This is a genomic window from Spirosoma utsteinense, assembly GCF_014282275.1.
Taxonomy (GTDB): Bacteria; Bacteroidota; Bacteroidia; order Cytophagales; family Spirosomataceae; genus Spirosoma; species Spirosoma utsteinense.
Map to the genome: position 1 here is coordinate 31,316 of NZ_VFIA01000027.1, position 26,104 is coordinate 57,419.

At 50.9% G+C, this 26,104-nt stretch carries 23 protein-coding genes; 10 read left to right on the plus strand and 13 right to left on the minus strand.

Features of this window, described 5'->3' with window-relative positions:
- Positions 1-61: 61 nt before the first annotated feature.
- Entirely contained in the window at positions 62-1,105 is a 1,044-nt protein-coding gene (gene queA / locus FH603_RS19295) for a tRNA preQ1(34) S-adenosylmethionine ribosyltransferase-isomerase QueA (protein WP_186739337.1), read from the minus strand.
- 117 nt (positions 1,106-1,222) lie between these two features.
- Complete coding sequence (locus FH603_RS19300) at positions 1,223-1,585, minus strand: hypothetical protein (protein ID WP_186739338.1); 363 nt, start codon at positions 1,583-1,585, stop codon at positions 1,223-1,225.
- Positions 1,586-1,784: 199 nt separating this feature from the next.
- Here FH603_RS19300 and FH603_RS19305 point away from each other — a divergent pair, with 199 nt between their 5' ends.
- On the plus strand, positions 1,785-2,768 hold the full coding sequence (locus FH603_RS19305; protein ID WP_186739339.1) for an SMP-30/gluconolactonase/LRE family protein: 984 nt from the start codon (positions 1,785-1,787) through the stop codon (positions 2,766-2,768).
- A gap of 86 nt (positions 2,769-2,854) precedes the next feature.
- On the opposite strand, the gene FH603_RS19310 is transcribed toward FH603_RS19305, so the two are convergent.
- Positions 2,855-3,496: a 3-keto-disaccharide hydrolase gene (locus FH603_RS19310; RefSeq protein WP_186739340.1), complete on the minus strand. Its 642-nt coding sequence runs from the start codon at positions 3,494-3,496 to the stop codon at positions 2,855-2,857.
- Positions 3,497-3,634: 138 nt separating this feature from the next.
- On the opposite strand from FH603_RS19310, the gene FH603_RS19315 reads away from it, so the two are divergent.
- Entirely contained in the window at positions 3,635-4,927 is a 1,293-nt protein-coding gene (locus FH603_RS19315; protein WP_186739341.1) for a DUF2851 family protein, read from the plus strand.
- A 152-nt stretch (positions 4,928-5,079) separates the two neighbouring features.
- On the opposite strand, the gene FH603_RS19320 is transcribed toward FH603_RS19315, so the two are convergent.
- The 7 genes from FH603_RS19320 to FH603_RS19350 all read right to left on the minus strand — a co-directional run bounded on the left by FH603_RS19320 (position 5,080) and on the right by FH603_RS19350 (position 15,001).
- Positions 5,080-6,405, minus strand: a complete 1,326-nt coding sequence (locus FH603_RS19320; protein WP_186739342.1) for a Gfo/Idh/MocA family protein — start codon at positions 6,403-6,405, stop codon at positions 5,080-5,082.
- Between the two features lie 70 nt (positions 6,406-6,475).
- Complete coding sequence (locus tag FH603_RS19325; RefSeq protein WP_186739343.1) at positions 6,476-7,222, minus strand: 3-keto-disaccharide hydrolase; 747 nt, start codon at positions 7,220-7,222, stop codon at positions 6,476-6,478.
- A 45-nt stretch (positions 7,223-7,267) separates the two neighbouring features.
- Entirely contained in the window at positions 7,268-8,194 is a 927-nt protein-coding gene (locus FH603_RS19330; protein ID WP_186739344.1) for a sugar phosphate isomerase/epimerase family protein, read from the minus strand.
- A 195-nt stretch (positions 8,195-8,389) separates the two neighbouring features.
- Entirely contained in the window at positions 8,390-10,087 is a 1,698-nt protein-coding gene (locus tag FH603_RS19335; RefSeq protein WP_186739345.1) for a RagB/SusD family nutrient uptake outer membrane protein, read from the minus strand.
- A 94-nt stretch (positions 10,088-10,181) separates the two neighbouring features.
- The gene (locus FH603_RS19340; RefSeq protein ID WP_186739390.1) at positions 10,182-13,319 is read right to left on the minus strand and encodes a SusC/RagA family TonB-linked outer membrane protein; all 3,138 of its coding nucleotides are present in this window, start codon (positions 13,317-13,319) and stop codon (positions 10,182-10,184) included.
- A 91-nt stretch (positions 13,320-13,410) separates the two neighbouring features.
- Positions 13,411-14,199: a FecR family protein gene (locus FH603_RS19345; protein ID WP_186739346.1), complete on the minus strand. Its 789-nt coding sequence runs from the start codon at positions 14,197-14,199 to the stop codon at positions 13,411-13,413.
- A 130-nt stretch (positions 14,200-14,329) separates the two neighbouring features.
- Positions 14,330-15,001, minus strand: a complete 672-nt coding sequence (locus FH603_RS19350; RefSeq protein WP_186739347.1) for an acetoacetate decarboxylase family protein — start codon at positions 14,999-15,001, stop codon at positions 14,330-14,332.
- Positions 15,002-15,289: 288 nt separating this feature from the next.
- Here FH603_RS19350 and FH603_RS19355 point away from each other — a divergent pair, with 288 nt between their 5' ends.
- The 4 genes from FH603_RS19355 to FH603_RS19370 all read left to right on the plus strand — a co-directional run bounded on the left by FH603_RS19355 (position 15,290) and on the right by FH603_RS19370 (position 19,849).
- Positions 15,290-16,105, plus strand: coding sequence for a hypothetical protein (locus FH603_RS19355; RefSeq protein WP_235985253.1), 816 nt, complete (start codon positions 15,290-15,292; stop codon positions 16,103-16,105).
- Between the two features lie 200 nt (positions 16,106-16,305).
- Positions 16,306-17,997 carry an AMP-binding protein gene (locus FH603_RS19360; protein ID WP_235985252.1) on the plus strand — a complete coding sequence of 564 codons (1,692 nt, stop codon included), beginning with the start codon at positions 16,306-16,308 and terminating at the stop codon, positions 17,995-17,997.
- A gap of 98 nt (positions 17,998-18,095) precedes the next feature.
- Positions 18,096-18,338, plus strand: coding sequence for a TraR/DksA family transcriptional regulator (locus tag FH603_RS19365; protein ID WP_186739348.1), 243 nt, complete (start codon positions 18,096-18,098; stop codon positions 18,336-18,338).
- 170 nt (positions 18,339-18,508) lie between these two features.
- On the plus strand, positions 18,509-19,849 hold the full coding sequence (locus FH603_RS19370) for an NAD(P)/FAD-dependent oxidoreductase (RefSeq protein ID WP_186739349.1): 1,341 nt from the start codon (positions 18,509-18,511) through the stop codon (positions 19,847-19,849).
- Positions 19,850-19,885: 36 nt separating this feature from the next.
- Here FH603_RS19370 and FH603_RS19375 read toward each other — a convergent pair whose 3' ends face one another.
- Both FH603_RS19375 and FH603_RS19380 read right to left on the minus strand, forming a co-directional pair.
- Entirely contained in the window at positions 19,886-20,422 is a 537-nt protein-coding gene (locus FH603_RS19375; protein WP_186739350.1) for a 2'-5' RNA ligase family protein, read from the minus strand.
- Between the two features lie 18 nt (positions 20,423-20,440).
- The gene (locus FH603_RS19380; protein WP_186739351.1) at positions 20,441-20,869 is read right to left on the minus strand and encodes an OsmC family protein; all 429 of its coding nucleotides are present in this window, start codon (positions 20,867-20,869) and stop codon (positions 20,441-20,443) included.
- 211 nt (positions 20,870-21,080) lie between these two features.
- Here FH603_RS19380 and FH603_RS19385 point away from each other — a divergent pair, with 211 nt between their 5' ends.
- From FH603_RS19385 to metK, 4 genes are all read left to right on the plus strand, one after another.
- Positions 21,081-21,866 carry a hypothetical protein gene (locus FH603_RS19385; protein ID WP_186739352.1) on the plus strand — a complete coding sequence of 262 codons (786 nt, stop codon included), beginning with the start codon at positions 21,081-21,083 and terminating at the stop codon, positions 21,864-21,866.
- Positions 21,867-22,009: 143 nt separating this feature from the next.
- Entirely contained in the window at positions 22,010-22,903 is an 894-nt protein-coding gene (lipA, locus tag FH603_RS19390; protein ID WP_186739353.1) for a lipoyl synthase, read from the plus strand.
- Between the two features lie 85 nt (positions 22,904-22,988).
- Positions 22,989-24,143 carry a lycopene cyclase family protein gene (locus FH603_RS19395; protein WP_186739354.1) on the plus strand — a complete coding sequence of 385 codons (1,155 nt, stop codon included), beginning with the start codon at positions 22,989-22,991 and terminating at the stop codon, positions 24,141-24,143.
- 111 nt (positions 24,144-24,254) lie between these two features.
- The gene (gene metK / locus FH603_RS19400) at positions 24,255-25,532 is read left to right on the plus strand and encodes a methionine adenosyltransferase (RefSeq protein WP_186739355.1); all 1,278 of its coding nucleotides are present in this window, start codon (positions 24,255-24,257) and stop codon (positions 25,530-25,532) included.
- Between the two features lie 98 nt (positions 25,533-25,630).
- Here metK and hpf read toward each other — a convergent pair whose 3' ends face one another.
- Entirely contained in the window at positions 25,631-26,005 is a 375-nt protein-coding gene (gene hpf / locus FH603_RS19405) for a ribosome hibernation-promoting factor, HPF/YfiA family (RefSeq protein ID WP_186739356.1), read from the minus strand.
- Positions 26,006-26,104: the final 99 nt, after the last annotated feature.

A 26,104-nucleotide genomic window follows, 5' to 3' on the forward strand; every position in this document is an offset into this window, starting at 1 on the left:
GCCGGATGGCCCCTCAAAAATACTGATTAACTCACTGACCGGCCAACTTAAAAATAAGGACTTAGATAATCAGCATGGCATCGCCATAGCTGAAGAACCGGTATTTTTCCTTGATGGCTACCTGATAAGCTTCCTTGATGAGTTCGTGACCACCGAAGGCACTGGTCATCATGATCAGAATCGACTCAGGCAAGTGAAGACTCGTCAGCAGGGTGTTGGCGATTTTAAAGTCGTATGGTGGAAAAATAAACCGATCTGTCCAGCCTTCAACGGGCTTCAACCGGCTATTGGCCGACACCGATGATTCAATAGCTTTCAGCGATGTTGTGCCAATAGCACAAACGCGTTTGCCCTCGTTGAGCGCTGTGTTTACGATCTTGGCCGATTCTTCGGGAATACGGTAGTTCTCCGAATCTGTTTTGTGCTTGGTCAGGTCTTCAACATCAACCTGCCGGAAGGTACCCAAACCAACATGCAGCGTAACAGGCGCAAAATGAATACCTTTTATCTCCATCCGTTTCATCATGGCGCGGGTAAAGTGCAGGCCGGCTGTAGGGGCCGCTACAGCACCCACATGCTGGGCAAACACGGTTTGGTAGTCGTCCCGGTCAGCCAGTTCAGCCTCGCGCTGTATTTCGCGGGGAATAGGCGTTTCGCCCAGTTCGTCTACCGCTTTCATAAACTCTTCGTGATTACCATCGAACAGAAACCGGATGGTGCGGCCCCGCGAGGTGGTATTGTCGATTACTTCGGCTACCAGATCACTATCGCCAAAGTACAGCTTATTACCTACACGAATTTTACGAGCCGGGTCTACCAGAACATCCCACAGTTTCATTTCGCGGTTCAACTCGCGCAGCAGGAATACTTCGATTTTAGCGCCGGTCTTTTCCTTATTGCCGTATAGCCGTGCCGGGAAAACTTTCGTGTTGTTGATCACCATCACGTCGCCATCACCGAAGTAACCCAGCATATCCGAAAACTGCTTATGTTCAATGGTTTTGGCCTTCCGATCAACGACCATTAACCGCGATTCACCCCGCTCTACTGGGTATTTGGCGATGAGACTTTCGGGTAAATCAAATTTGAATTCGGATAACTTCATGATGTATCAGTACGAAAAAGAACGACTCGTTTCAGTGTAAAGGCCGCAAATATAGTGAAAAACCCGGAAAATTTGACACGTTCCGGGCTTTTTTCTTGCATATGTCGGTAAAATGGCCTATTGACTGGCCGGTAATGAGTTAATGGGTTGAACAGCTCCCTCCGTATTTACATTGGGGTGGGAGACGTTAAGCTTCGCCATCAGCTCGGGCGAGACTTCGTTAGAGTAGGTGCCCTGCGCCGACACGAACACGCCTTTCATGCCGTTGGTAGCGCTAATGGCATATAACGTCATTTCATCGCCGGGATCCGATGTGCCCTCAAATCGGTGGAACTCATCCACTTCGAACTCGTCGCTTTTGAGTTTGATGTTATCGTCGGTCGTTGCTTTTAAAAAATCTTTAGCGGGGGCGAAGTCGACTGTGTAGCCGCGTCCGCGCAGGTTTTCCATTGCTTCTGTCAGCGTCGTGAAATGTTCCATAGCGTTGCTTGGTAATATAAGAGCTTAGTGTATCTGCGAATCTATAGTAAAGAAACTCTGCCTGTCAGAAATAGTTTGCCGGAAATGATAGCCCGGACAGTAAAATGTTTGAACAAATGGGCATAAGTAACCCTTGCTTACCTTACTCGCGGGCGACGTCTATCGTCGTATACCGAAAGAGAAAACTCAACGACTACCTATGAAAAAACGCTGGATATCGGGTCCGCTGCTGGCAGCAGCAGCCTGCTGGCTTACGGCCTGCGAAGACCATCGCAACAGCCCGAATGCTCCATTCCCGGAACGCATTGAATTTGTAGCCGAACGCCAGTACCCGGAAGGTATCGCTTACTCCTCGCAGCTGGGTAAGTTCGTAATCACCTCCATCACCCAAGGTAAAATTGGTACTGTTGATACCGATGGACGTTATGAAGACCTGCTTACGGCACCCGAGCTTATTAGTGGTATCGGCGTGAAAGTAGTGGATGGACGCATCTTCGTTTGTGTGGGCGATCAGGGGGTTTCGGTGAAAAGTACCCCACAATCGGCCTTTAAAACGGCTGAATTACTTGTATTCAATAGCGCTACCCGCCAGCTGGAACGCCGTGTCGATCTGGATAACCTACTGCCCGATGCGCGTCACTTCGCCAACGATCTGGCTATTTTGCCTGATGGAACCATCTATGTGACAGACTCTTTTTCGCCGGTCATTTACAAAATCACCCCCGACGGGCAAGCCAGTATCCTGGTCAACGATCCTCGTTTTGCCAGTGCTACCTTCGGCTTAAATGGCATCGTATTCCATCCCGATGGTTACCTGATCGTAGCCCAGACGGGGGCGGGTAAACTTTACAAAGTAGACTTGCAGAATGGCAATACTATTTCGGAAGTCGGTAATCTGGCAAGCTTGCCTGGTGATGGGCTGACGCTGGTGAACAAGACCGATTTGTATGTAGTGACAGGAAGCGGGAGCCGGGTGGCCCAGGTGCGTAGTAGCGATGACTGGCAGACAGCCTCTGTTGTGAAGACCGATGAGAATGGCTACTTCCAGGCAACGACCAGTGTATACGTCAACCAGCAGATTTACACGCTCAATGCGCGTATCGGTGAGATTGGCGCAGCGGTGGCGGCCATGAACCCCAACCAGCTACAATCCCGCGATTATAGTATTCAGCGGTTTCGGTAAAAAAGCAGCCGGGAGGATGGAGAAAATAAAAGCGAAATCAGGCTTTATTTTCTCCATCCTCCCGGCTGCTTTCCTGCCTTCCCATATCAATCCGGCAGCACCTTGATCATGATATCTTTAAAAAAGACTTTGCTCTTGGGGTCATGACCCTGTAAGGCAACTGTACCGCTACTCAGGCGACGCTGTGTAGGCTTACTGGCGTTACTGACGCTGTCGGGTTCGGTGTATTCGTTAATGATCTTGTCATTAATTTTTACCGTTACCTTCTTGCCCTGCACAATGATGTGTTCGGTATACCACTCTTCATCTTTCACGAACGTTTCCTTAACATCCTGCATCGAGTAAACGCTGCCCGTCTTGCGCCAGTCTGTGTGGGTTTGGTTCACCTGAATCTCATACCCCTTCGAAGGCCAGTCGGTTGGCTGGTACGTGGTGTGGATGAACATACCCGAGTTAGCACCGGGCATCGTTTTGACCTGCGCTTTCCACTCGAAGTTTTTAAAATTGTGGTTGTTTACCGGACCCTCATAAAACAGGTGTGCGCGGGGTCCAAATACGACAATAGCGCCATCCTGCACACTGAACGTGCTGGCGTTGTCGCCAACTTTCCATCCGTTGAGGGTCTTGCCATCAAACAGACTAACCCAGCCGTCGGCCAGCGGACGCGTGGTAAGATTCAGAAAAAGGGTGCTGAGCGCGATGCCAGCCCATAAAATGTACGTTTTCATAAGTTCGATGTAATGCGTTTATAGATAAAGTAAAAAGCAGACGAAACCTAACGGTTTTAGTTAGCCCTTCTAGTAACTGATTGACATTGTTAGGTTTATTTCGGATACTTGGTTCCTTATACCTGCCTACCGCCAATCATGTCTGAGACCTTTATTTACTTCATATGGCAGTTTCAATATTTCACGAAACTAAATCTCACCACTACCGATGGTGAACCTGTTCAGGTATTGCATCCTGGTTTTCGAAACTACAATGCCGGCCCGGATTTTTTCAACGCCCGTCTGCTCATCAATAGCGTAGAGTGGGGCGGTACGGTGGAGATGCACACCAAAACATCCGACTGGCTGGCCCATCGCCATCAGGACGATCGGGCTTACGACAATGTAATCCTGCATGTGGTTTGGGAAGATGATCGAATAGCAACTGGCCGACAGGTCGACCGTGCCAATGGTACGCCCCTGCCTACTCTCGAATTAAGGCCTCTGACCGACAATACGCTTATTGATCGGTATGCCCTGCTAATGAACTCGCGGGATTCGATCCCATGTGCCGGGCAGTTTCGATCGGTACAACCGCTCCGCCTGACATCCATGCTTGACAAAGCGTTGCTGCAACGGCTGGAGCGCAAAGCCGCACATGTGCAGGCTTTGTTCGACGCAACAGGTGGCGATTGGGAGGAGACTGCCTACCGGCTGCTGGCGCTGAATATGGGATTCAAGACCAACGCAGACCCGATGGCTCAACTTAGTCGTGCCGTGCCGCTCAAAGCCATTCTTAAGCATCGTGATGTGCTTTTGCAGGTGGAAGCCATGTTGTTTGGCACGGCAGGACTGCTCGACGCTATCGACGCACCGGATGACTATACGATTGCCTTGCAGCGCGAGTATCGATTTTTATCAGTCAAGTACCAATTGGCGAACCGGCAGGTGACTGCTCATGCCTGGAAATGGGGGCGACTCCGACCTGCTAACTTTCCCACGTTACGACTGGCGCAGTTTGCCCGCCTGGTAACAAAACAGGCTAGTTTATTTTCGTTGTTCATCGGGAATGATAACGCCGATCGGCTGCTAAAGTCGTTGCAGGAGCTGCCGTCCAGTTACTGGCAGTCTCATTATCGGTTCGGGAAAGCCGCCGATAAGGTAGTTCCTGCGCTGGGACAAACCTCGGCAGAGAATATTCTCATCAATACCGTCGTGCCTTTACTGGCGGCCTACGCCCACCATCGGGGGCAACCCGCCTATATTGACCGGGCCGTTTCGCTGCTGGAACAACTCCCGGCTGAGAAAAACCGGCTGACCGATGCCTGGGATGAGTTAGGGCTGGGTATTCGTACCGCCTTCGATTCGCAGGCGGCCATCGAACTCTACAACGAATTCTGTACTCCGAAAAAATGCCTGAACTGCCAGATCGGGGCGGGGTTGATAAAATAGTCGTGATAGTCGTAAAAGTCGTAAGTGGCTGACGCGAAAGCAACACGCTCGCGTCAGCCACTTACGACTTTTACGACTTACGACTTTTACGACTTACGACTTTTACGACTTACGACTTTTACGACTTACGACTTTTACGACTTCTACAACTTCTACGTTATAATCATATCCTGTTTTACGGCATCCCAGGTTACCCGCTTGCCGGTGTGGAGAGCCGTTGTTGCCATGATGTTGGCAACGGAGTGGTTAAAGCCAACCCGGGCAGGGGCGTTGGGCTCTTTACGGCTCCGGACGCAGTCCATCCAGTTACGCATGTGCAACGACGTCATAGGGTCGCCACCGGTATTGGCTGACGTTTCCATCTTAGCCGCTTCGCCGAGCGACATCGTAGGCAACAGGTTCGCCTGCATGTTCATATCCTTGGCGTACTTCGCTTCCAGACCGCCGTCGGGCGTAATTTTATTCGTGTCGAGGTTGATCATACCCCCGTTCGAGTAGTAATACTCTTTGGTACCACCCGCTTCGTTGTTCATGCGTGACGAGTACAGCACCTGGAAGCCCTTCGTTTTGTCGTTATCCGGACCGTAATCGAATACTGCGGTAAAGGTATCGGCGTTAGTACGACCATCTTTCCAGGAATACACACCGCCGTTGGCGACTACGCTCCGTGGGTGATCAAGTCCGCTGAACCAGTGCACCGTGTCGATCTGGTGCGACATCCACTGGCCGGGAATACCCGATGAATAGGGATAGAACAAGCGGAACTCCAGGTATTTGCGCGGGTCCCACTCGGTCTTTGGACGGTTTAACTGATAACGAGCCCAGTCGGTATCTTCCTTGCGGATCTCCGATACCAGCTTAGCCCGACGCCAGCGACCGGGCTGGTTCACGTTCCAGGTCATCTCGACCATGGTAATATCACCAAACTTGCCGGACTTAATAAATTTATCGGCTTCGTGATAATTGGGTGCCGAACGGCGCTGTGAGCCAACCTGCACAACTTTTTTTGATTTTTCGACAGCTTTAACCGCCTTGCGGGCGTCGTCGAGCGATTCGGCGAATGGCTTTTCGACATACACGTCGCGGCCCGACTCAACGGCATCGACGCAGTGAAGAGCATGCTGGAAATCGGCGGTGCTGATGATAACAGCATCGACGTCTTTCCGATCGAGCAGTTCTTCATTGTTACGGGCTTTAAAGAACGAGTCATCGTTCCAGCCTTTGCCTTTTAAATAGGTCTCGGCTTCGTCCCGACGGCGGCTCCAGATGTCGGACACACCCACAAAGGCGAAGTTGGTGTTTTTAGAATGCTCCATGAACGCCGGTGCCAGCGACTGCCGGAAGCGGTCAGAGAAGCCAATGATACCGACCCGAACCCGATCGTTCGACCCCAGAATGCGGGCATAACTGCCCGCCGAGAAGCTCATGCCCAGACCGGCAAGGGCTGATTTTTTTATAAACTCGCGACGGTTTTCCATGCCATAAAAACGTTAAAAGGAGAGATGTTAGACAACAAGAGCAGACACGGGAGGAAAGGCACTGACAGCCTCAGTCCAATGACTTGATTTTAATATTTCGGTACGATACCAGATCACCGTGGTCCTGTAATAGAATATGGCCTTTGGAGGCCTCGCCAAAACGGCCACTGGCGTTGTAATCAGGAGCACTATATTTGCTCTTCGCTACGGCTTCGCGGAAGGCGTTGCTACCCCGTTCATATTCGACAACTTTTTTACCATTCAGCCAATGCTCAACGTGCTGGCCTTTCGATACGACCCGCCCCGAATTCCACTCACCAATAGCATTCGCTTTTTTTCCGCTTGCCGGAATCAGGTCATAGAGTGAACCAACCGTCCGGTTTCCATCACGACCGAGTTTGGCATCCGGATGCTTGTCGTCGTCCAGCACCTGGAACTCCAGACCAAAGGCTGATCCTTTCGGCTTGGGCTGGTGCTCAACAACAAAGTATTTAAGGCCGCTATTAGCCCCTTCGGTTAATTTAAAGTCGAACGTCAGATCGAAATCGCTGTATTCGGCATCGGTTACGATATCACCGAAACTCTGGGACTCGGAGCCGTCCGATTTTTGAATGCTCAGCAGCCCGTTCGCTACGTTCCAGCCTTTCTCCGGGAACTTGTCTTTGTAGGCACCGCGCCAGCCCGTGGTCGTTTTTCCATCGAAGAGAAGCTTCCAGCCGTCTTTCTTTTCTTTAGCCGTAAGCGTGTTGGGCGACTGTGGTTTTTCGGCAGCCATCAAACCCAGCGACAGCACGCCAATCAGAAGTAAGTTCTTCATACGTTAACGGGTCATGCATTCGTTCGTCCACGAATCGATGACCATTTATAGAGGCAGCTTAAGTGTTTTTGTTATGTAGTCTTTGTTGATTTGGGCGCACTGGGTTGCCGTCTTGCCTTCTTCAGGAACGCCATCTAGCTCAATAATTCCCCAACCTTTGAAATCGATATCGTTCAATGCGCTCAGGACGGCGGGCACGTCGACATTTCCCCGGCCAAGCTCAACGAACTTATAGGCTTTGGGGTCTTCTGGTTTATCCGGTCTGGGCGACATGGTGTCTTTCAGGTGTAGCGCATACAGGGCGTCTTTGTACTGCTTCACGGCTTGTTCCGGCTTGCCACCGCCCTGTTTGTAATGAGCAATGTCGAGCAGTAGTTTGCAGTACTTTGGGTTCATCGCCTGTACGATGACGTCGACTTCCTCGGGTGTTTCACCGAGTTGGTGCATGTGGTTGTGGTAAGCTGCCTGAACGCCCATGTCGGCGGTTTGCTTTCCAATCTCGTTCATTACCGTTGCCAGCCGTTTCAGCTCATCGGTAGTAGGAAGGCGGTCCTTGGGGCGTACGCTGTTGGTTAACTGAATGGCCGAACCACCCAGGGCTTTCACAAAACTGGCGTGGGCTACGTGCTGGTCGATGGTACTCTGCTCCTTAGCCGGATCGATCTCGACGTTGCCGCTCGAAAACATGGCCAGGCTCAGCTTGTGCTGATCGAGCAGCGCTTTTAACTCCGACGGTTTGGCGCGGTAAGGACCGAAGGTGTTTGCCCGGAGCTGAATGCCATGGTAACCCAGGTCGGCCAGATCAGTAATGGCCTTGGCGTCGTTGCCGCCCCACGTAATAGCCGAATAGGCGATTTTCAGGCCTGACTTCTTGCCAGATCCTGCGAATAGCCCACTGGCTCCGGCCGTAAGTGCCAGAGCCGACAGGCCGGCTGTTGTGAGAAACTGTCGTCTGTTTACAGCCTCGTGCATAAGGTTGGGGTAGAAATAATCAGTATAAAGCTGATGTAGCCGTTACCGATGATGAAAGAATGTTTTTCGCTTTATGGATAGATAGCAATAAGAATCAATGGGGCTTATTCTACTGCTAAAGAGGGAAAGAGTGAGAGGGCGCAAGAATAGCAGACGCGATCTGCTGCATTCCTGCACCCTTTCACTATTGCCCGGTTAGTACCCTGGGTTTTGTTGGAATCCTGCTGTACCGTCAGCGGCTTTCTCCGTCCGGTCGATCTGCGTTTGCGGAATCGGACGCAGGTTGTGAATTTCTTTGACGTTCACGGCCGCTTGAGGATTGTACAGTTTGACGCGCTCTACAAGTTTGCCCCAGCGTTTCAAATCCATCCAGCGGGTTTGCTCACCCATTAATTCACGTCCACGTTCTTCCATCAGAAAGTCCATGGTCGCCTGGGCGGGCGTTATTTCCATAGCCGCTTCTTTTCCCGGAAAAGCTGCCCGGCGACGTACCATATTGAGAGCCGCGCTTGCTTCTGTCGGTTTCCCTAACTTAATCTGAGCTTCGGCTAACATTAAGTAGGCGTCGGCCAGACGGAAAGCCAGGTAATCCCGGCTACCAGGTTCATATGTGCGGTCAGGGCGCAGGGGGTCGAAGAATTTTGTCAGCGTAGGGAACAGCGCTTCCGAATAAGCACTGGGCACCAGCACCTGATATGGTTTTTTGGCCCGTTCAGCAAGCGGCATTTCATAGCCGGGCATGTAAATAGCGGTGTCACCTGCTTTAAAGGTAACCTTTGCTTTCGAGTTGTCGAAAGCCGTGTTGTAGGTGCCGGGTGAATTGGAAAGCCATGTGTCGCGGAATGATTTTTTATAGCGGGAATCATTCACTCGGTCTTTAAACACCGTCTCGATGGCGTAAGTGGTCGGGCGTAACCGCTTGAACGGGCGTCCGTAGAAAACATCCCGCACCATACCTGCCTGAACGTCATACTGCATCCCGAAGAACAGGTGCAGGTTGTTGCCACCCGTGTTGGCAACCGGAGGAGGTGACGCGTTGGTCAGCGGATCGGCTGTATACTGAACGGCGAAAACAACTTCATCACTCATCTCGCCGGCACCCTGCGCAAACACACTGGCAAAGTCGGGGACGAGTTTGAAACCATAATTCGCAATGACGCTTTGCGACAGCGTAGCCGCTTTGGCATAATCGTCGGCTCCCTTAAATGTCGAGGACGCTCTGGTCAGGTATACTTTTGCCAGCAAATGTTCGGCAGCGGCTTTGGTAGCCCGGCCGTAGTCTATCGACCGGATCTTAGGGTCCAGGTCTGGAATGGCCGCTTCGAGGTCAGCAATGATCGCCTTATACACGTCGGCTTCTGAAGCCCGGCTGGTTTTTTTGGTAGGTGCCAGGGTCTCTGTCAGGCGTAAGTCTACGCCACCCCATTGCTGGGTGAGAATAAAGTAATAATGGGCCCGAAGAAATTTCATTTCGGCAACCCGCAGTTTTTTGACGGCGTCCGGCACATTAGCCGCCGGTGCGCGTTCGATAACTGCGTTGCAGGTGTTGATACCCCGATACAGCTCTTCCCAAACAAATTGCAGGAAATCTACAAAGCTGTTCAGCTGGGTGTCGTAGAAATGAAAGCCTTTGTAGCCGCCATCAGCACCGGTGGCATATAAGTCGGTGCCATACTCGGTCATGGTCAGGCCTGGCTGCGTAGCGTAGAAACTACGAAGGGACGTATAAGCCGCCTTAGCCGCATCTTCAAAGCCTTTTGGCGTATTGACGTAATCGTTTCCAATACTGGAGATCACTTTTTCTTCCAGTACGTCTTTACAGGACTGCCCGCTCAGTAGAAGCGCAGCAAGTCCGAACACGCGGAGTGGTTTTGCCTGAAATATAGATTTCATGTTTTTTTAGAATCTAAAGTTTATACAAACGCAGGGAGCAATGGGTCGCTCAGATCGGCTATGTATAAGCACAATAGGCGATGGCCCGCTGGGTTTAGAATTTGACGTTTAAACCAAAGGTCGTTATCCGGGTAGCAGGGGTGACATCGTTGTTAATCGTGCCATCTGCCGTTTCAGGGTCAACACCATTGTATTTCGACCGGTATTTCGAGAAAATAAACGGCTGCTGAATACTGGTGAATATACGGAGCGACTGCATCCTCAACCGCTGGGTCAGCTTGGTTGAAAAGGTATAGCCGAAGTTTATGTTACGGACTTTCACGAACGTACCGTCGAAGTAAAATAAAGACGAGTTGTAAACGGGAAACTCCTGGTTCGACTTAGGCTGCGGGAACTCGTTCGTTGGATTGTTAGGCGTCCAATAATCGACTTTGATCTGCTGGTAACGGCCGGCCAACTGGTTGTTGTCGCGGTGGAATCCGCTCAGGATGGTCTGACCAAAACGGCCATAGACAAAGAACGACAGGTCGAAGCCTTTGTAGTTGAAACGGTTCGTAATACCCGCGCTGAACGATGGGATGTCTGAGCCCAGGAACACCCGGTCGTCAGATGTCGTTTTGCCGTCGCCGTTCGTGTCCTGTACTTTAATCTGGCCAACCGAACTCTGGAATGACTTAGCCAGATCGGCTTCGTTCGTTTGCCAGATGCCAGCTTTCTTGTAATCGAAGAAAGCGGTCAGCGGCTTACCAATGAACCATTTGTTCCCCAGGTCATCGACGGCTCCATTATAAAGCGAGACGATCGCTTCGTTATTCTTGGTAAAGGCAAAGTCTGAGGTCCATTTGAAGCCTCCTTTCGAATTGACGTTTACAGTTGATAAACTCAATTCGACCCCCCGGTTGCGGGTCTCGCCAACGTTACGGGTAACGGCGTTGAAACCGATAGACGTGGGCAGCTGGTCAGAAAGCAGCAGGTCGGTGGTGTTGGTCTGGTAGAATTCGATCGAACCAGCTACCCGGCCGCGCCAGAAGCTAAAGTCAACCCCGACATTCGATGACGTTGATGTTTCCCAGCGCAGGTCGGGATTCCCAATCGTGCTGGGCCGGTAACCGAACGCACCAACGCTACCGAACGCGTAAACGGTACGCCCAAGTAACCCCTGTGTTTGGTAAGGAACCACACCCTGGTTACCAACCGAGCCATGACTGACCCGGATCTTCAACTGATCGAGCCATGAAACGCTTTTCAGGAAGTCTTCATTATTGATATTCCACGCCAGTGCAATACCCGGGAAGTTACCGTATTTAGTGTTTTCGCCAAACCGGCTCGATCCATCCCGGCGGAGGGTGGCTGTAATGAGGTATTTATCCTTGTAGTCGTAGTTGATACGACCCATGAACGAGTTGATCGTCCACTGAATCAAGTTACTGCCTACGCCAAGTACCAGACTTGCATTGCCTACATTGTTAAACTGCTGTGTTTCGGCCGGAACGCCCTGCACCGATAGGTTGCTGTATTCGAAGTTATCCCGCTGAATGGATTGAAGCGCGGTTACGCCCAGGTTATGATTGCCAAACGTTTTGTTATAGGTCAGGATGTTTTCCAGCGTGTAGTTAAAGCCTACCTGACTGTTGTTTGCCGCCGTTGGGTCGCCCCCTTTCCGGTCGTTCGTTTGAGCCCCAACAAAGCGTCCTGCTCGGGAAACGGAGAAGTCGGGACCGAAGTTGACGCGGTATTTCAAGCCGTCGATAATATTGGCTTCCGCGTAAATACTATTGAAGATGCGGTATTTCTTCACCAGATCCACCTGAGCGCCCGGCACGATTTCGGCCAGCGGATTGGTGAGCAGGGCATCATTCGTAGGCGCAAAAATGAGGTTGCCATTGTCGTCATACGGTCTGCCAAGCGGGTTTTGCTGTAATGTAAAACGGTACGGGTTGAGGCTGGATCCGTTCCGGGCACTGTACATCATATAAGCCGAAAGGCCAACCTTGATCACTTTGTTGATCTGGTGATCGACATTAGCCCGCAGCGAATAACGGGTATAGTCCAGGCCAGGGGCAATGCCTTTATCCTGGAAATAACCAGCTGAAATATAGAACTGCGTTTTGTCGGTTCCGCCCTGAATACCAATTGAATGGTTTTGCTGAACGCCCTGCCGCAGAATCAACGACTGATAATCGGTGTTACGGTTAGCGGCAATACCAGCAGCTACGGCGGGGTCTCCCCCCAGTACCGCTACCTTCGAGTCGGCGAAAGCATCTGCCACTCCGGTCGGAACCGGATTTCCGCTGGCATCTTTATACAAACCTGTTGCCCGATACGCTTCCCGCACATACTCGGTAAATTCAGGACCCGTGAAGAGATGGACTTTATCGAGTGGGTCGGTAACGCCCGCGTAGGCGTCATAGCTGATGGTCGTTTTTCCGTTGTTGTTACCCCGCTTGGTGGTCACCAGTACAACCCCGTTGGCACCCCTGGCTCCGTAAATAGCCGTTGCGGTGGCATCTTTCAGGATCTCCAGCGACGCAACATCATTCGGGTTAAGGTCTTCGTAACCCCCCGAGGCAAAATCGAACGGACGACTTCCCAGCAGCTCATTTCGATCGCCCGTAAGAGGAATACCATCAACAACGTACAAGGGATTGTTGCCCGCGTTGAACGAGCGACGGCCCCGGATTCGGATAGTAGGTGTAGAGCCGGGCTTACTACCCGACTGCGCCACGTCGACCCCTGCTACCCGTCCCTGCATGGCCTGACCAATGTTAGTGATGGGCATTTCGGTGATCTGCTTCGCCGATACCGACGAAATAGCCCCCGTCAGCTGGCTCTTCTTCTGCGTACCGTAACCAACCACGATAACTTCATTCAGTGACCGATCGTCGGCGAGTAATGTCAGGTCTACAGACGAGCGGTTACCAACGGTTACTTCCTGCGAAATGAACCCTACCGATGAAAAAACCAGTACGGCATTGTTGCTTGGAATCGCCAGCCGGTAGGCACCATCAGCATCCGTCGTGGTACCCCGCGTGGTGCCTTTAACGGCTACGTTGACGCCTGGTAACCCGGCTTTGTCATCGCTTGAGAGCACACGACCGCTCATTGTTCGTTCCTGCACCGGATTTACGGTCGTTGGTCGGGACGCGGAGGGGACGGTAGCGCTCAGGGCAGGTTGCGCCAGTAGGGTCAGGGCGGCAAGGCCCAGTAACGGAAGCCACGGCCCCCGCGCCATGGACTCGCTCCGGCAGGATTGCCGGGGCGATGAATAGGAAATAAAAGTAGGCATAATAGATAGGTACAGGTTTAATAATAGGTATAGGTAATCAGGGTAATGGTTGTACGAAGCCGGCCGCAATCTCGACTGAGTCGCCCGGTTTGAGCTGAATGGGTTTTTGTTGATTTAGCAGTAGCTTTATCTCACCTGAGGTCAGGGCAACGTGCGTACATTGCGGGTGTTGGCGTACCCGGAAATTAGTGCCAACGGCTTCGACGGTTATTTCAGGCGTATGCACCCGAAATAGCCTGGATGATGATGTATCGACACGGTGAACAACGGAGAAGTCGGCTTCACCCTCGAGCCAAACTGCCCTTGGCGATTCATCGGACCACCGGCGGGCATAGCGTATAGAACTGTTGGCATACAATTTAACGGTTGAATTGTCGGGTAAACGTATCGTTCGAGTCTGGCCAGTATCTGTTCTGACGGTCCGTATGGTTTGGTCCGGTCCGTATTGCATCCATAGGGCCCACCCAATGAGCAGAATTACGCCAAAGGTGGCGGCTACGGTTCTGAGGAAATACCACCAGCCAACCACTGCCCGCACATCGGGTTGTAACGGGCGAACGTCTTCCATTGTCTGGAGCGATTCACGGATGCGCCCCCATAGGGTCGATACCTCATCACCTGACAAAGACGGACCTATGGGCAGCGATGCGGTGCGGATCAATTCGCGGGCTGTTTCAACGGTATCGGTACAATGTGGATTATGTAGAAGCCATACGTGCCAATACGCTACAACCTCCTCATCATCGGGGTGTTGCACCCAACGCAGGAATAGGTCGTCGAGAGCAAGCTCTTCGGCAGTGTAGGCTGAGTACGGTTTTTTTATCAAGGTTAAGTGATGAAATGTCGAGGTTGAGTCATATGCCTATGTCGCACAAAGCATTCAGCCAAGGGTCTTCTACTGCTATAGCACGGGGTCAAGTTGGCACCGGTTGTTTCAGCAGAAGACCGGGGTGGAGCTAGAGGGTTTCTGGCGGGGGAAAAGTCATTTGAAAGTTCTCAACTACCAACGTCACCAGGGGACGTATCCTGTTCAGGTCAGGAAACAGGGATGTTTTTACGTGCATGTCAGACAGGAATGCCAGACGGGCTGACCCCCGGGCTGAAGGGCGTGTTAGTAGTAATTGCCCAACCGATCTTGGGCTGGACTCGTCGGTAATCAGTTGCTTTTGGACTATACGAAAACCGGGGACCAGTTTGGTCGTAATCGGGAATCGAATGCCCCAGGGTTTTGCCCGTAGCTGTATGATTGTCTCTCCCTGGTTATCCACCCTAATTGTCTGACTACCATCTGGGTTGAGACTAAAAGAAAAAGTAGCTTGCTCCTTGGGAATTCCCCAGTTTCGACGTCCGTTCCAGATGCTTTCCTGACTGGAAACGTAGATTTTTGAAATCGAAAAACTGGTTCTTTTCCCCAGCTGGAACAAGCCCGGAATAAAGAGCAGTTCCTGATAAGGGCCAACCGGCGACGTTTGGTAATCAACGAGCATAACGGTGCCGATCCAGCCCCGGTAGCCACGATGCTGATAGGGAGCCAGAAACCCCTGCGACCGGACAAATGCTTCAGGGAAATGAGCAATGAGAATAACACCATTGCCGGTCAGCGTCCAGGGGGGAGGGGCAACAAGCATGGTGTGTAAATCAGTTACTAACGTTAATACGAGCTGCCATCGGATTGCAAAAAGCCCGGCGGTTTATGCTTTCAAGCGGTCTGGTGAGCATTTATACTCATGCCGTTACCGCTTCGTGGATTTTCTCTGGATACCAGCAGCCAGACCTGGTCCCGGTGGTCAGAGAAAACCGGGCGTTGTTAACCATTAGGTAACTTCCCGGTTATATAGCCACAGGATTTACGCAAACAGGATAACATGATGCTGTATCATACTATCCGTTCGTGAAGATCCAGCGTCACCAACGTTATGAAAAATATGAGCCGATTCTGGCGTTTGTTGCTACTCAGTCTGTTCTGGGGAGGTAATCTGGGGAATGCATTGGCCCAGACCAATATATCCGTTAAGAAACCAACCCAATTATCGGCCGATAAAAAGCCCTTGTCCGATTCGGTGCAGGCCCGCGTCGATAGCCCAAAATCATTGACATTTTCGGCTTCTACCGATCAACGCTTTTTCTTTTTTAACGACACCCGTAACAGCAACGGTCGTCGGATGCCGGTTAGCGTATACGGCTTACGGGCGGGCTTCCTGTTTCCAGTCCGGCACCCACGCCCGGCAGAGGTCGATGGCAGACGGGCTGCCTTTAAAGCAGGGCTTGGCTTTTATTTTGTCAATCAGTCGCTGAATCAGCCGGGTTTGTTACCCGCTACTTCAGAAGCGGTTACGCGGCACCTGCGCATTGCAACTGCTTTTTTTGAGCCCTACCTGTACCGTAAACGATCAGTCGAAATTAGCCTGCCAATTGAGATAGGGTATGGGCATTCACGGTATGAACACAGCAATAGCCAGTCCAACGAGAGCGAAGTGGCGCGTGGTGTTTTTCTGCCTGCCGGCGTTGGCGTGCTGGGTTCCTATCAGTTCCCGAACATACGCTGGTTTCGTCCTTTTCACTGGTTTGGCTTCAATGCCCTGGCGGGCTATCGGTTCATTTTGAAGAAGGATGTGCCCTCCAGCCAGATTAATTACACCGGCTTTTATATATCGGTGGGACCCTCGTTCTTCCTGGAAAACCTGACTGCCGATATCAAATACTGGCGTAATAAACGCAGGAAAAAGAAATAGTAGTTTACCCCCTTTTTTACACTTCCTATCTTTTTGGGATAGTCAGGTTCTGCATAAGCAGTAACTTGCTAGCTGTCAGGAATAAAAAATAAAAACTTCAGTAGAGTTATTGGTCTTGTGGTGCAATAGTATCTATATTTCGGTTCTCATAGTATTATTTTTTCTTTGTATAATACACTATTGATAATCGATCATACCCTATGGATACGCTTGTTCGAATGGATCATGAACCGGATACGCTCATTGAGTATTTTTACAAATGGGAGCAACTGAAGCCGGATAACGTATTTCTGAAGCAGCCCGTTGGTGATAACTTTATCGATTACACGTGGGCCGAAGCCGGTCGTCAGGCGCGTATTATGGCTACGTACCTAAACTCGCTCGGGTTGCCGCCGAAGAGTAATATTGGACTGGTTTCCAAAAACTGCGCTCACTGGATTATTGCCGACCTGGCCATTCTAATAAGCGGACATGTATCGGTACCCTTTTACCCAACGCTCACCGGACCCCAACTCAGGCAAGTGCTGGAGCACAGTGAATGCCGCGTTCTTTTTATAGGCAAGCTGGACGGCTGGGACGCCGTGAAAATGAGCGTGCCGGCGGGTATCCAAAAAATTGCGTTCCCTGCCTACATACCTACAGCCCCCCCGGTTGATACCGATGCTGTTCAATGGGGTGACATACTGAACACGAATAAGCCTCTGTCGGGAAATCCATTACCGGAAAAAGAAGATCTGTTCACGATAATTTACACATCAGGAACTACCGGCAACCCGAAGGGGGTGATGATTACCTACGATGCTGTAACCGCCGTGATGGGTAAGACACAGGAGCAAATGCGCTATGATGTAATTGAGGCACGCTTCTTCTCGTATTTACCGCTCTGCCATATTGCCGAACGAAACGTGGTGGAAGCAACAGGAATTGGTATGGGGGGTACTATCTACTTTGCTGAATCGCTGGACACGTTTGCCAGGAATCTGGCGGTAGCCCGTCCAACACACTTTTTGGCGGTACCTCGTATCTGGACAAAATTTCAGCTGGGTATTCTCGCCAAAATACCGCAATCGAAACTCGATACCCTGATGAAAATACCCGTTGTGTCATCTTTGATAAAACGCAAAATCCGGCAGGGGCTGGGTCTCAATGACGCCAGGCTAATTATTACGGGGGCCGCTCCAATGCCTATTTCGCTCATTCAGTGGTTTCGACGGTTAGGCATTATTATTCAGGAAGCCTATGGCATGACCGAGAACCTGGGTGCGGTATCGATGATGCCTGCCGATAAGCTAAAAGACGGTACCGTTGGACGAGTCAATGAAGGCATGGAAATTCGCACAGATCCGCAAACGGGAGAAGTACAGACGAAATCCCGCTGGAATATGTTGGGCTATTACCGAGAACCGGAACTGACAGCCGCAACCATCAGGGAGGGCTGGCTCTATACGGGGGATGTGGGTGAGGTCGATCGGGAGGGATTCCTGCGCATTACAGGGCGGGTAAAAGAGATGTATAAAAGCCCCAAAGGAGAATATATTGCACCCTCTCAGATCGAGTTTGGCTTTGCCGACAACAACCACATTGAACAGGTGTGCGTTACAGGCCAGCAACTGCCGCAGCCCATTGCGCTGATCGTATTGTCGGAAACAGCCCGCCAGACCGATCGGCAAACCGTAGCGCAGGGGCTTCAGCAAACACTCGATGCCCTCAATGAGCGTGTTCACAACTACGAGCGCGTCAGAAAACTGATCGTAATGAAAGAACCCTGGACGGTAGAAAATGACCTGATGACGCCAACAATGAAAATGAAACGTAACGTGATCGATGCCCGGTACGGCACCCGGTATGAACCCTGGTTTGGTCGCGAAGAAGTAATCGTATGGGAGGATTAGTTGCTGATTAGTAGCCTATTAAGGGCGATATTTGTAGGGGTGGATAAGCACTTTTTAGCAGGCTCTGGTGTTTTTATAGTAAGCAACAAAGCAACGGTATGTACTGTGTAAAGTGTGGTAATCCAATTCCTGAAGCTCGTCTAAAAGCGCTGCCAACAGCCAAAACCTGTGTCCGGTGTTCATCGGCTCAGCGGGTAGCAGGCTTCCCCCTCATCACCGGAAAGACTGAATATTCGGCTCTCCAGATCGTGTCTCAACAGGATGCAGCCCGTCTGCAAAAGATGCAGGCCCGGCGGGGTACCGGGGCGTCGATGTCGATGACCCGTGAGAAACGAAATTAATCGCCTACGTACAGAATAGATTGAGGCCGTTCTACAGCAGGACGGCCTTTTTTTGTTTTTGTCGGTCAGACAACAATTGACTTGCCCGCAAATACCGTACTTTGGCAATCTGACAGACCGGTTCGAAAGTATGTAAACCATCGGCCCGGTAGTTACTTCTTCACCAACCTATGCGCCATATCGTCATTCTAGGCAATGGTATTGCTGGTATAACGGCTGCCCGCGAACTCCGTAAACAGGGAGATGACCGTATCACGGTTATCTCGGCCGAAACCGACCACTTCTTCTCCCGTACGGCGCTTATGTATGTGTACATGGGGCAACTGGAGTTTAACCATACCAAACCCTACGAAGACTGGTTCTGGACCAAAAACCGCATCGAGCTGTTACGGACTCAGGTGACCGATATCGATTTTGACCGGCACCTGATCAATTGCGAGGGTAATGCCCCAGTCTCCTATGATGTGCTCATCCTGGCGGTTGGGTCCAAACCTAACTTCTTCGGCTGGCCGGGTCAGGAATTGCGGGGTGTTCAGGGACTCTACAGCAAACCCGACCTTGACCGGATGGAAGCCAACACGAAGGATATCCGGCAGGCGGTAGTCGTTGGGGGCGGTTTGATTGGAATCGAGCTGTGCGAAATGCTGCTCACCCGGGGTATTCAGGTAACGTTTCTGGTGCGCGAAAACAGTTTCTGGAGCAGCGTCTTGCCTACTGAGGAGTCATTGCTGGTAACCCGTCATATTCGGGAACATCATGTGGACCTGCGGACGGGTACCGAACTGGCCAGCATAATAGATGATGGCAGCGGCCGCGTCGGATCAGTAGTGCTTACATCGGGAGAGACCCTGCCTGCTCAGTTCGTGGGCGTTGCCGTTGGTGTCAGCCCCAACATTGACTTTCTCAAGGATTCACCCCTCGAAACTGACCGGGGCATCCTGGTCAACGAACGGCTGGAAACCAACTTGCCCAATGTCTACGCTATTGGCGACTGTGTGCAGCACCGAACGCCCCCCGCTTGTCGGAAACCGCTCGAGCAAATCTGGTATACAGGACAGATCATGGGCGAAACGGTTGCCAGCGTCATCAACCAACAGCGCGTAACCTACCAGCCCGGCGTCTTTTTCAACTCAGCCAAGTTTTTCGATATCGAGTACCAGACCTACGGTACCGTTGCCAACTTTCTGCCAAAAGATGACACGGAGCAGACGTTTTACTGGGAGCATCCGGCGGGCAAACTAGCCCTGCGCATCAATTACCGCCAGCAGGACCAGGCCGTAACGGGCATGAATACGCTGGGTATCCGGCAACGGCAGGCGGTTTGGCAGCAGTGGATTGAGGAGGGGAAATCTATCCGGTATGTGCTGGAGCATTTGCCACTGGCCAACTTCGACCCGGAGTTTTTCCGGCAGTACGAAGCAGAAATTGTCGGCAAATTCAACGCCGAAAATCCAGGTCAGCCCGTGACGTTAAAAGCGAAAAAGGGTTTATTCAACCGTATCTTTTCGTAAGGGGTACCGCCAGGATGGAGTGGTAATTGGGTCGAATTACCTGTTGGGTGTGGCTGATGAAAAGGCAAATGTTTTAGCTACCTGCCACCGTTGGCCGGTATGAACCAGCAGCGTAATCCCCTGTGCGGTAAATATCCGTTCATACGACTGTGCCGAGAAGTAGGCCCAGGCTTCGGGGAAGACCGACTGCCGCAGGTCTTTGAACGCCACTGTCATGTGCGGGTGGAAGGGCCTCGAATCAGGCGCTATTTTGAACTGCTCGGCACAGAAATCGGCCAGTACCTTCTGGTAGGTTAGCAGCGTTGGCTCGGGCACCACATCAACAAAAATAACCCGGCTCCCGAATCGGTCGAAGTTCCGTAACTGAACGGTAAACGGGTTCTGTTTATCCGCCACCGTATGCAGAATGGAAAAATCAGTCTCGTCGCTACGAAACGGTGGAATAAGGGTAATATGGGCAGGCGACTTGAGCGCCTGGCTGGTACCAAAGCGCTCCTGAGCCGTCTGCTTAAATCCCGTTACCTCTTCCTGAATACCCTGATCGGGCAGTAGCGCCATGAAATATAACCTCATTTCTGGCCTGGGTTTAGGCTAAACCGTTTCTACTTCGGCCCACCGTAATTGAACCGCCTGTACCACATCGGGATGGAGGCTGATGGCAACAGGACAGGTATGGGCTATTTTTTCCAGTTTAGCGCGCGTTTCCGCATCAGGTAGTGGTGTTGCGCGCAGCGTCAGGTCTATCTCGATCCGGGCAATACGCCGGGGTGGCTGGCTTGTCATGATTTTTGTCACATCGAGTTCGCTGCCTGTCAGGTCAATGCCATCGCGCTGAGCTACAATAGCCATGGTCGTGATGATGCAGGTGCCGAGGGCGTTGGCAACCAGATCGGTTGGGGAAAATGCTTCTCCCCGGCCCTGGTTGTCGGTGGGGGCATCGGTGTTGATGTGTGTGCCGGATTGTAGGTGGGCGCAGTCTGTACGTAATCCTCCCAGATAGTCAATGTGAATTGTGGCCATATAATCAGTTAGTGAGTCGGTGAGTTGGTCAGTTAGTGAGTTAGTGAGTCGGTTAGTTAGTGAGTCAGCCACTGACTAACCAACTGACCGACTCACTAACTGACCAACTGAGTAGTCAAACATATAAATTAAGGATTGGTTACCCTAATACGGAAGCTTGATTTTGTGAAGACTGGCAAAATGATTAGCTTTAATTCAGGAATTTACGAAAATGAAGACACTATACATACTGATCGCGATGATGGTAGGTAGTCTGATGCCGCTGGCTCAGTCTTCTTACGCACAATCTGTTGATTCTGAGGACGAAGAGTACACAACCATCACTACATTTGGTGTTACCTCAAACACCAACTCAAGTCTGATTGGTGGCTTCTCATTCCGGCAATCAAAACTACTTTCGGGGACATTTCGGGGTATGCCTCAATACCGGTATATAAGTGTTGAACTGGTCAACGTGAAACACCCCAAAGAGATACAGCAATCTATAAGCTCATTTGGCGCTCGTTTTATCGACGGTAAGGAAAATTACTTATTCGTTTTGCGCCCTCAGTACGGGCGGGAAGTAAAACTGTTTCAGCGAAGTGGCGACGAAGGCATTTCGGTGAGTGGTATCGTCGCGGGTGGCCCATCGTTGGGTATTATCAAACCCTATTACCTGGAAGTGTCTTTTAGCAACTCTACCCGGCAGGTACCGGCTTCGCAGGTGAATGGATTCTCAACCCCCGCCGGAGAAACGGTTACGGGGAAGGGTAACTTTTTTCAGGGAATCGGGGAGTCTAAACTCACCGTAGGGTTGAACGTCAAAGCCGCACTTAGTTTCGAATTGAGTGCGTTTCGGACAAATACAACGGGTATCGAAGTGGGTTTTCTGGCCGAAGCCTTCCCCAATAAAATCGTCATTATACCAAACTCGATCCCCGGCGGTAACCGGACAGATGGCAATCGTAACTTTTTCACGTCAGGATACATCACCTTGTTTTTTGGTAGCAAGAAATAAAAAGCGACGTAGAACAGTAAGTGAGGAAGTAGAAAGGGATCACACCATCTCCTCTTTCTACTTTTTTCGTTTCTGCCCTGCTTCCTTTTTTTGCTGAACTTTACGGCCGGAAAACGAATTTTGATGAAAAGGAATGAGGTGCCATGATCGAACTACCCGTAATACCCTCCGAACAACAACGTAACCGGGCGGGCGTCCCAAAACGTCCCGACTGGCTGCGGGTGAAATTGCCTATCGGCCCCGAATATGCCAAAGTGCGTAAATTGGTTGATGAGCATAAGCTCCATACCATTTGCGAAAGTGGTAACTGTCCTAACATGGGCGAATGTTGGGGGGCCGGTACCGCTACGTTTATGATTCTGGGTAACATCTGTACGCGCAGCTGTACCTTCTGTGCTGTTGCTACGGGCCGTCCGAACGAATATGATACCGACGAGCCCCGGCGTGTAGCCGAAGCCATTGTGTTGATGAAGGTAAAGCATGCTGTCCTCACATCGGTCAACCGCGACGAATTGAAAGATAAGGGCGCTGAAATCTGGTATCAGACCGTGCGGCTTATTAAAGAAGCGTCGCCCCAAACAACCATCGAAACCCTTATCCCCGATACGAAAGGTAACTGGGATGCCCTGGAGCGCATGATCTCGGCCGGTCAGGAGGTTGTATCCCACAATATGGAAACGGTAGAACGGCTTTACCGGCGCGTACGTCCGCAGGCTCGTTATGAACGTAGCCTGGAGCAGATCCGGCGGACAAAAGAGTACGGGCAGCGGACCAAGTCAGGCATCATGCTCGGGCTTGGCGAAACCCAGGATGAGGTTTTCAAAGCAATGGACGATCTGGCGGTTAATGGGCTAGACATCCTGACGTTAGGCCAGTATCTACAGCCGACCAAAATGCACCATGCGGTGATTGACTGGATTCATCCGGAAACCTTTGCCATGTATAAAGAAGAAGGAGTTCGGCGCGGTCTGAAGTACGTAGAGTCAGGTCCGCTGGTCCGGTCGAGTTACCACGCTGAAAAACATGTACATGTCTAATTGACATCCATTTATAAACAATCTGGGTTCTCAATTATTTATAGAGTTAAGTCCGGGCCTACGGTTCGGACTTTTGTTTTACCGCATGAAGAAATACGACTTTATTATCGCTGGGGGCGGCATGGCGGGATTGAGTCTGGCGTACTATATGACCCGCTCATCACTACGTGACCGGTCGATCCTGATCCTGGACCGTGAACAGAAAAATCGCAATGACCGTACCTGGTGCTTCTGGGAGAACGGGGCAGGTCCGTTCGAATCGATTATGTTCCGCAAATGGAACACAGTGAACTTTCATGGTACTACCCATTCGGGTCCGCTCGACCTCGGGACGTATGAGTATAAAATGTTGCGGGGCATCGATTTCTATGCGTTCGTGCAGAAAGAACTGGATAAGTGGCCTAATATTGAACGTCGACAGGCAACCATCAACCGCATCAAAGACACCCCTCAGGGAGGTTTCGTCATAGCTGATGACGAACCGTACATAGCTGATTATGTATTCGACAGTACGTTGACGCTGCGCACCGATCAGCCCGAGAACCATAATCTGCTACAGCATTTCAAGGGGTGGGTGATAAAAACAGAAAGGCCCTGCTTTGATCCAAAACAGCCCGAAATTATGGATTTTCGGGTAGAGCAGCATGGCGACTGCCGGTTTGTTTATGTAATGCCGTTCGACGCGCAGACCGCTCTTGTCGAGTTTACGCTCTTCAACGACAAGTTGATGACCGATGCTGAATATGATGCGGATATTACCCGTTATCTGGAACAGTATCTGGATACAGGCACGTATCAAATTGACGAAACGGAGTATGGTATTATCCCAATGAGTGATACCCATACTGAAGAAAACCCTTCGGAGCACATTGTCCGGATTGGTACATCGGGTGGACATACAAAGGCTTCTACAGGGTATACTTTCCAGCGTACTCAGCGCTACCTGCGGGCTATTGTCGAGAACATGGCCGCTACGGGAGTCCCCAATCGCAATCCCCCCTGGTTTAATAAGCGATTCAAGTTATATGACAGTATTTTCCTCAATGTCCTGCAAAAACGCCGTCATTCCGCTGCCGACGTTTTTACGCGGTTCTATGCGGAGAACCATCCGGTCAAAGCGTTCCGGTTTCTGGACGAAGACACCCGGTTTTTCGACGAAATCCGGTTGTTCACGACCATGCCCTGGTGGCCGTTCACAGCAGCCTTTTTCGATGTGATACGCCGGAAACTGATTGGTTGAGCCGCGAACTATGTAATCGGCCTTCTGTTATTACTTGTCACCTTCCGGGAAACCCTTAGCTTTGCAGCGACTAACGCTTTGTTCGTACTAACCAAGTCATCTGGAGAATCAATGCCTTATCTTTTCACTTCCGAGTCCGTTTCCGAGGGACACCCTGATAAAGTCGCTGACCAAATTTCTGACGCTTTAATTGACAACTTTTTAGCGTTCGATCCGTCCAGCAAGGTAGCCTGCGAAACACTCGTAACAACTGGACAGGTTGTACTGGCCGGTGAAATCAAAACGGACACGTATCTCGACGTTCAAAAAATCACTCGCGACGTCATTCGCAAGATCGGTTATACCAAGAGTGAATACATGTTCGAGGCTAACTCCTGCGGTATATTCTCGGCCCTCCACGATCAATCGGCCGATATCAATCAGGGTGTTGACCGTGTAGTCGATAGCCAGGACTTCGAGAGCCTGGCCAACGCCCAGGGCGCGGGCGATCAGGGCATGATGTTTGGTTATGCAACCAACGAAACCGATAACTATATGCCGCTGCCGCTGGATCTGGCGCATGCCATCCTGCGTGAAATGTCGGTTATTCGCAACAATGAAATCGAGTTGATGCCTTATCTGCGTCCCGATGCCAAATCGCAGGTAACGATCGAGTACTCCGACGACGATCAGCCAATCCGCATCGATACCATTGTTGTTTCTACCCAGCACGACGATTTTGCTGACGATGCAACGATGCTGGCTAAAATTCGTGAAGACATTATCAACGTTGTTATTCCGCGGGTAAAATCGGCACAGAAAGCGGAATTACAGGGACTTTTCGATGGCGACATCACTTATTATATCAACCCAACCGGTAAGTTCGTCATTGGCGGACCACACGGAGATACCGGTCTGACGGGTCGTAAAATCATTGTTGACACGTATGGTGGTAAGGGAGCGCACGGCGGTGGGGCTTTCTCGGGTAAAGATCCTTCTAAAGTAGACCGGTCTGCTGCCTACGCCACGCGGCATATTGCCAAAAACCTGGTAGCTGCCGGGCTTTGCGATCAGGTACTTGTGCAGGTTTCCTATGCCATCGGAGTTGCTAAACCCTGTGGCCTGTATGTTAACACGTACGGAACCGCTAAAATAGACATGCACGATGGGGTGATTGCCGAGAAGATTGCCCAACTGTTTGATATGCGTCCTTACGCCATCGAACAGCGGCTGAAGCTCCGGAATCCAATCTACTCCGAAACGGCTGCTTATGGTCATATGGGGCGAAAAAATGAGATAGTAACCAAAACCTTTGGGTCTAACGGCCAGACAAAACAAGTGGAGGTAGAACTCTTTACCTGGGAAAAACTTGATTTCGTTGACAAGGTGAAAGCCGCGTTTGGCTTGTAATAAACGAACGGGTGTACGGACTAAGATCCCAATGCCTGATGTAAAATGACGAAAGCCACCCTTTTCAGGATGGCTTTCGTCATTTACTGATAATCAGTCTATAACTCATCAGGTTCGAAGACCTCGTCTTCCTGAACCCTGGATTTTGCTTCTGTAATAGCTGGGCTGGAAAAATCACTTCGTTTCTCTTTGCAGCGAACAAGCTTATCTTTCAATACATCGAGCACACGATCGGTGGCGCTTTCGAAACTTTTGTCGTGTTCCTTCACGAAGAGCTCCTTGCCGGGGATTGTAAGGCGGACTTCAACGACTTTCTCCTTCACTTTGTTGGAGTCAGCCCCTTCTAATCGTAGAAACACCTCTGCGCCAATAATACGGTCATGGAACGTGTCTAATTTATTGAGTTTCGCCTGAATGAAATCGAGCAGGCTTTGATCTGCCGTGAACTTAACGGCGTGCATTTGTAGTCTCATTGTGTCGCTTTTAAAGGTGAATTGAAACAGAACATCAATGGATTGTCTAAGTTTGACTATTACGGCCACAAAGTCAAGTGCTGCTACGAAAGATGCAAT

Excerpts from the sequence above, each read along its gene's own strand:
- FH603_RS19300 (WP_186739338.1), bottom strand. The coding sequence starts at position 1,585 with ATGGAACATTTCACGACGCTGACAGAAGCAATGGAAAACCTGCGCGGA.
- FH603_RS19310 (WP_186739340.1), bottom strand. The coding sequence starts at position 3,496 with ATGAAAACGTACATTTTATGGGCTGGCATCGCGCTCAGCACCCTTTTT.
- FH603_RS19370 (WP_186739349.1), top strand. The coding sequence starts at position 18,509 with ATGCGCCATATCGTCATTCTAGGCAATGGTATTGCTGGTATAACGGCT.
- hpf (WP_186739356.1), bottom strand. The coding sequence starts at position 26,005 with ATGAGACTACAAATGCACGCCGTTAAGTTCACGGCAGATCAAAGCCTG.
- FH603_RS19365 (WP_186739348.1), top strand. The coding sequence starts at position 18,096 with ATGTACTGTGTAAAGTGTGGTAATCCAATTCCTGAAGCTCGTCTAAAA.
- FH603_RS19340 (WP_186739390.1), bottom strand. The coding sequence starts at position 13,319 with ATGGCGCGGGGGCCGTGGCTTCCGTTACTGGGCCTTGCCGCCCTGACC.
- lipA (WP_186739353.1), top strand. The coding sequence starts at position 22,010 with ATGATCGAACTACCCGTAATACCCTCCGAACAACAACGTAACCGGGCG.
- metK (WP_186739355.1), top strand. The coding sequence starts at position 24,255 with ATGCCTTATCTTTTCACTTCCGAGTCCGTTTCCGAGGGACACCCTGAT.
- FH603_RS19315 (WP_186739341.1), top strand. The coding sequence starts at position 3,635 with ATGTCTGAGACCTTTATTTACTTCATATGGCAGTTTCAATATTTCACG.
- FH603_RS19375 (WP_186739350.1), bottom strand. The coding sequence starts at position 20,422 with ATGAGGTTATATTTCATGGCGCTACTGCCCGATCAGGGTATTCAGGAA.
- queA (WP_186739337.1), bottom strand. The coding sequence starts at position 1,105 with ATGAAGTTATCCGAATTCAAATTTGATTTACCCGAAAGTCTCATCGCC.
- FH603_RS19320 (WP_186739342.1), bottom strand. The coding sequence starts at position 6,405 with ATGGAAAACCGTCGCGAGTTTATAAAAAAATCAGCCCTTGCCGGTCTG.
- FH603_RS19360 (WP_235985252.1), top strand. The coding sequence starts at position 16,306 with ATGGATACGCTTGTTCGAATGGATCATGAACCGGATACGCTCATTGAG.
- FH603_RS19355 (WP_235985253.1), top strand. The coding sequence starts at position 15,290 with ATGAAAAATATGAGCCGATTCTGGCGTTTGTTGCTACTCAGTCTGTTC.
- FH603_RS19350 (WP_186739347.1), bottom strand. The coding sequence starts at position 15,001 with ATGCTTGTTGCCCCTCCCCCCTGGACGCTGACCGGCAATGGTGTTATT.
- FH603_RS19330 (WP_186739344.1), bottom strand. The coding sequence starts at position 8,194 with ATGCACGAGGCTGTAAACAGACGACAGTTTCTCACAACAGCCGGCCTG.
- FH603_RS19305 (WP_186739339.1), top strand. The coding sequence starts at position 1,785 with ATGAAAAAACGCTGGATATCGGGTCCGCTGCTGGCAGCAGCAGCCTGC.
- FH603_RS19385 (WP_186739352.1), top strand. The coding sequence starts at position 21,081 with ATGAAGACACTATACATACTGATCGCGATGATGGTAGGTAGTCTGATG.
- FH603_RS19395 (WP_186739354.1), top strand. The coding sequence starts at position 22,989 with ATGAAGAAATACGACTTTATTATCGCTGGGGGCGGCATGGCGGGATTG.
- FH603_RS19335 (WP_186739345.1), bottom strand. The coding sequence starts at position 10,087 with ATGAAATCTATATTTCAGGCAAAACCACTCCGCGTGTTCGGACTTGCT.
- FH603_RS19380 (WP_186739351.1), bottom strand. The coding sequence starts at position 20,869 with ATGGCCACAATTCACATTGACTATCTGGGAGGATTACGTACAGACTGC.
- FH603_RS19325 (WP_186739343.1), bottom strand. The coding sequence starts at position 7,222 with ATGAAGAACTTACTTCTGATTGGCGTGCTGTCGCTGGGTTTGATGGCT.